This is a genomic window from Bittarella massiliensis (ex Durand et al. 2017), from assembly GCF_009876955.1.
Taxonomy (GTDB): Bacteria; Bacillota; Clostridia; order Oscillospirales; family Ruminococcaceae; genus Bittarella; species Bittarella massiliensis.
In genome coordinates this window covers 1-4,669 of record NZ_WWVY01000039.1, presented here as the reverse complement: position 1 = coordinate 4,669, position 4,669 = coordinate 1, and the positions used below count along the sequence as shown (strand labels likewise).

At 46.6% G+C, this 4,669-nt stretch carries 6 protein-coding genes and 1 tRNA gene; 2 read left to right on the top strand and 5 right to left on the bottom strand.

The features are described 5' to 3' along the window. Positions 1 to 304: 304 nt before the first annotated feature. Positions 305 to 1,021 (top strand): Fic family protein, encoded by a 717-nt coding sequence (locus GT748_RS14885; protein ID WP_117461935.1) that lies wholly within the window; start codon positions 305 to 307, stop codon positions 1,019 to 1,021. A gap of 13 nt (positions 1,022 to 1,034) precedes the next feature. Then, a complete protein-coding gene (locus GT748_RS14880) occupies positions 1,035 to 1,280 on the top strand; it encodes a hypothetical protein (RefSeq protein WP_134107000.1) in 246 nt (81 codons plus the stop codon). Between the two features lie 123 nt (positions 1,281 to 1,403). Here GT748_RS14880 and GT748_RS14875 read toward each other — a convergent pair whose 3' ends face one another. The 5 genes from GT748_RS14875 to GT748_RS14855 all read right to left on the bottom strand — a co-directional run bounded on the left by GT748_RS14875 (position 1,404) and on the right by GT748_RS14855 (position 4,397). Next, positions 1,404 to 1,958 (bottom strand): helix-turn-helix domain-containing protein, encoded by a 555-nt coding sequence (locus tag GT748_RS14875; RefSeq protein ID WP_134107003.1) that lies wholly within the window; start codon positions 1,956 to 1,958, stop codon positions 1,404 to 1,406. Positions 1,959 to 1,976: 18 nt separating this feature from the next. Further along, a complete protein-coding gene (locus GT748_RS14870) occupies positions 1,977 to 2,225 on the bottom strand; it encodes a hypothetical protein (protein ID WP_134107005.1) in 249 nt (82 codons plus the stop codon). 142 nt (positions 2,226 to 2,367) lie between these two features. Further along, positions 2,368 to 2,445 (bottom strand) — tRNA-Arg (locus GT748_RS14865). A gap of 490 nt (positions 2,446 to 2,935) precedes the next feature. Beyond that, entirely contained in the window at positions 2,936 to 3,508 is a 573-nt protein-coding gene (locus GT748_RS14860; RefSeq protein ID WP_009324137.1) for an ECF transporter S component, read from the bottom strand. 118 nt (positions 3,509 to 3,626) lie between these two features. After that, complete coding sequence (locus GT748_RS14855) at positions 3,627 to 4,397, bottom strand: type III pantothenate kinase (RefSeq protein ID WP_009324138.1); 771 nt, start codon at positions 4,395 to 4,397, stop codon at positions 3,627 to 3,629. Between the last annotated feature and the right edge of the window lie 272 nt (positions 4,398 to 4,669).

The window sequence follows — 4,669 nt, the reverse complement described above, 5'->3', positions numbered from 1 at the left end:
TGCTGGGGCACGCACAGCCCAGCACCACATTGGACATTTACAGCCATGCTTTCGACAAGAACAAAAAGCTCGCACAGGAGAAGCTGGCCGAGGCGATGGGGCTGTAGCAAAAAGAAAATCAAGCCCAATAGCCCTTATCTTTGAGGTCTATTGGGTTTGTATGCTGAGAAATGATGTAAATTCAGGGAACTGGATCGGTCAGCGCCTTTGTACAAACTTACTATTATAAAAACCTAGTCTTTTCCTCCGTACCGTGATAAAATAAGGGGCAGGAATTCAACATAACTCGCTGGGGGTGACATGGATGCAATCAAAATATCATATGACTGTGGAACAGAATGTCTTTGTGGCAAAACGCAACATCGTGGATTATATTTGGAAGAGTGCTCATCTAGAGGGGCTTGCCGTAACATATCCAGACACCGAGGCTATTTTTAACGGGCTGAGTGTCGCAGGAGTGTCGGTCAAGGACATCATCGCGGTCAACAATCTAAAGCATGCATGGCAGTTTGTGCTGGATAGTCTGGACTGTCCTGTGGATTATTCTTTCGTTTGTCAGATTAATCGTCTGGTAGGCGGTGACAATTTGGTCTACAATGCGGGGTTTATACGGAATGTTCCGGTCACAATCGGCGGAACGACGTGGAGGCCAGAGATGCCTATTGAGTCTCAAATCAAGGCGGATTTGCTGCGGATCCGTGAAATACCGGAGCCGACTGAACGGGCATTAACCCTTATGCTGTATATTATGCGAAAGCAGATGTTTTTGGATGGAAATAAACGTACCGCTATGTTAGCTGGGAATGCTGAAATGATTGCCTCAGGTTGCGGGATTATTTCTGTACCTATTGAAAAGCAGAGAGACTTTACGATGCTGCTGATAAAGTACTATGAAAGCGGAGATATGGCGGAAATAAAGGATTATCTTTATGAAAGCTGTATCGACGGTATCGACTTCCCACAGATGGTTCCTGCGGAAGAGGAACTTGAGAATAATATACAAATCTTTGGTGGTATGTAAGAGGGAGGATCTCATGGGAGAAAAGACAAATCCTCGGTTGAAAAAGCTGCTCATTGATGTGGTTGAGAAACAGCTCCGGGAAAATAATCCGCCCATCACCAGAATCACATTTGATCGGCTTTTGGCCACTGGCAACACTGCGGCTATGGCAAAGGAAAAAATTGCGGTTGCTGTGGTCGGGCAGATATATGACGCAATGCGTGATGGGAAGGCTTTTGATTTGGAAAAGTACACCGAAGAACTCAACTTGCTTCACTGATGAGGCAAAAACGGTACCACTAGGAAAACATAACCTAGCGGTACCATTTTCTTTTGCTGGGTGATATGCGGCCATGGAAGCATAGATGGAACACAGAGGAGGGGGCGGTGAAATTCAATTTTATTAAACGATATTCCATATCTCGTTTTCTGCAATGTTAAAGCTCCTAAATTCAGGGATGGCTTTTTCAAGGCTATCAGATAGGATTGAATCGTCCTCCATAACTTTCGCCAAGGCGAGAATGCTTTGGGGATATATGGGGTCAGCGAGTTTTTGTTTACGCATATCGTTATAGGCATTATACAAAGGCAGTCTGTGTTCTCGACTCAGGTAGTCTACCATCGCTAATAAATAGAAGGCCTGAGGATATTGCTTTTTGTCGTAATATCGCCGTATTTCGTTAGATTTTAAGGTTTCGATAATAAATGTGATATCTCCGCTGTCTTTTATTCTATGACAGATGTTGCTTTTGAACAACTCAAAGGAAATGGCGTTTTGCGGAGGTTCAACTCTTTTTATGGAATCAATAATTAAATCCTCTATTGTCACATGCAGAATTTGCGCCAGCTTATACAGCGTTTCGGCTGAGCATTTTTCAATACGCGACCGGCCGCTACAAATATTATTTAGAGTAGCATGAGGAACGCCACTTAATACGGAAAGGCGATATTTTGTCATGCCTTTTTTCTGAGAATTTCATTGATATCCATTATCGTCCTCCGTGTCATCTTTCCATAGATATTTTTTTCTCAAATAATCAGCTTGTAAGGGAGTGATGGCACCATCGTTGATCAATGCTGCGTTGATGCTGCCATATAATTCGCCCCATAAACAATCTATTAGGGAAGAATTGTTTTTTAAGCCTTCCTTATAAGCATCAAGGTCGTGTTGCAGATATTCCGGTAAGCAGCATTCGTACTTATTTATAGATCGGATGTGTTTCATGATATCACCTATATACATAGTATCGGTGCGCCGAAATAATGTCAACACGTAACGAGAAGATTGATACATAAGCGAGATAATAATCTAAAAAGAACCCCGAACGATTTACCATGACAGCAAATCATTCGGGGTTTACAAATTTTGGTGCGCCTGACTGGACTCGAACCAGCGGCCTTCCGGGTCGGAGCCGAACGCTCTATCCAAGCTGAGCTACAGACGCACATGTATGAAAACCGATCATGCAGGACGGGATTCAGCTATTTAATTTTAGTCGTCAAACAGTAGTCAGGCTACTGCTTTCACAGAATTGAACACACGATAAAACCGCATGTTTGCAAGCCCTTCGATGTTGAAATGAAAACATATCACAGTTGTCGGAGCCGAACGCTCTATCCAACTGAGCTACGGACGCACATCTATGAAAACCGTCCGAAGACGGATTTCAACTATTCGGTTGTAAGTGGTCAAATAGTAGTCAGACTACCATAAAACCGGAGAACGCGATGCTGAAAAATGGCTTTGTTATGCGGTTTTTCGGCTGCGCCCAGCGGGGTGTCGGAGTTGTCGGAGCCGAACGCTCTATCCAAGCTGAGCTACAGACGCACATTCATATAGTGCCCTCCCTTACAAGGAGGGCACTATTTATCATATCATAAGAATTCAATTTTGCAAGCGTTTGAAACGTTTTTTGTGCGTCGTCGGGGGAATTCTTATGCTGCGGGCCGCACAAAGCGTTCCAGCGCTTTGGCGATAGCCATAGTCAGTACGGCGTTTGCGGCCATTTCCACGACGCCGCCCAGCAGTGTGGAAGACCAGATTGCAAGCCCGAACGCGTTTTCTACGATACCATGGCAGAACAGGTAGATCATTCCCACAAACAGCGCTGTGTTTACAAATGAGGAGCCGCCGCCAGCCAGCAGATACAGCCAGGCGGGCTGCTTTTGGCGGCCTTTCATCACATTGTGCATCAGCCCGGCAAAAAGTCCGACGCAGACGCGCGGCACAATACAGACAAACGCAGTAAACAGACCGCTATAACTCAAGATCAACTGCCCCAGAGCCTCCGTAGGGGCTTTAATAAAACTCGTTACACCAAAGGTAAGACCGAGAATCAGGCCGGCCGGCGTCCCCATCAAAACGCCGCCGATTGCGACAGGAAGTACCATGATGGTGAAGGACAACACTCCGGCGGGAATATAGCCCAACGGTGTGGCGGCCAGAACGATGGTAATAGCCATCAGAAGCGCGATGCGGACAAGATACGTGGTTTTTGTGCTTTTCATATTGTACTCCTTTACTGCTGTTCCGCCTAAAGCGGATACAGCGCAAGCTAATTTATGTACACGCCCCTATATAATGTAATATAAAGAAGCGGAACACCAAAATCATGTAAGATGTATTCTATTTTGTGTTTTTCTGGTAGAGCCTATACAGACCGTCCAGAACAAGGTTCTCACGATAATAGATCTTATGGAGGCAATGCGGCAGGATTACGGGAGCAAGCTCTCCGCTGGCAACGCAGGTGGGCGTACCGCCCAAAGCTTGGGCAAAGCGGTCAATCATGCCGTCCAGCATGGAAGCTGTGCCAAAAATCGCGCCAGCCTGCATACTGGCGGAACTATTCGTGCCCAGAACCCCGCAAGCGGGAGCGGACAAATCAATCTGCGGTAGTTGTGCGGTACGTGCGCACAATGCTTCAACGCCAATCTTTACACCCGGCAGAATGGCCCCGCCCCGCAGTGCGCCCCGGTTGTCCAGAGCCGTGATGGAAACGGCGGTGTCCATAGAGATAATAACGCAAGGAGGCGGATAGTCGGCCAGAACTGCAATGGCGCTGCACACCAGTTCGCTGCCAAGCTGGGAGGGATCATCTGTCCGGATGGAAAGCCCGGTTTTGAGGCCCGGCCCTGCGACATAGATGCGTCCCATGTAAAGGTGGTTCAGCGCCTTGCGGACACAGGCCAGCATAGAGGGCACAACGCAGGAAAGAATGACGCCGGAAATATCCTCCGGCTGCGCACCATAGAGAGACAAGACGGACCCAAACTGCACAGCATATTCGTCTGCGCTTTTTAACAGATTGGTATGCATACTGGAACAAAAACACTGCTTGTCATCCTGGTAAGCACCCAGCAGAATATTGGAATTGCTCACATTGACTGTCAGGATCATACAAAGACGCCCTCCCGGAAAAGCTCTTTTTCTTTCCCTGTATATAGTAATATAAAGAAAGCCGGTGCGCAAGCGGAAAATGCATGCAAAATAGAAGACAGATATGGTAGCGAAAAGGACGAAGGACACTATATCTATCATGAGTAAAAAAGACGTAAAAAAACTTTCCCAAAAGTGTTGACAAGAAGCCGATGCTATGATAATATAACTAAGCTGTCCCGAGGGGACGGAGCGGACCTGAGAGAAGAGAAGAAGCCGAAAGAAAGGTCAGA

Excerpts from the sequence above, each read along its gene's own strand:
- GT748_RS14885 (WP_117461935.1), top strand. The coding sequence starts at position 305 with ATGCAATCAAAATATCATATGACTGTGGAACAGAATGTCTTTGTGGCA.
- GT748_RS14880 (WP_134107000.1), top strand. The coding sequence starts at position 1,035 with ATGGGAGAAAAGACAAATCCTCGGTTGAAAAAGCTGCTCATTGATGTG.
- GT748_RS14875 (WP_134107003.1), bottom strand. The coding sequence starts at position 1,958 with ATGACAAAATATCGCCTTTCCGTATTAAGTGGCGTTCCTCATGCTACT.
- GT748_RS14870 (WP_134107005.1), bottom strand. The coding sequence starts at position 2,225 with ATGAAACACATCCGATCTATAAATAAGTACGAATGCTGCTTACCGGAA.
- GT748_RS14860 (WP_009324137.1), bottom strand. The coding sequence starts at position 3,508 with ATGAAAAGCACAAAAACCACGTATCTTGTCCGCATCGCGCTTCTGATG.
- GT748_RS14855 (WP_009324138.1), bottom strand. The coding sequence starts at position 4,397 with ATGATCCTGACAGTCAATGTGAGCAATTCCAATATTCTGCTGGGTGCT.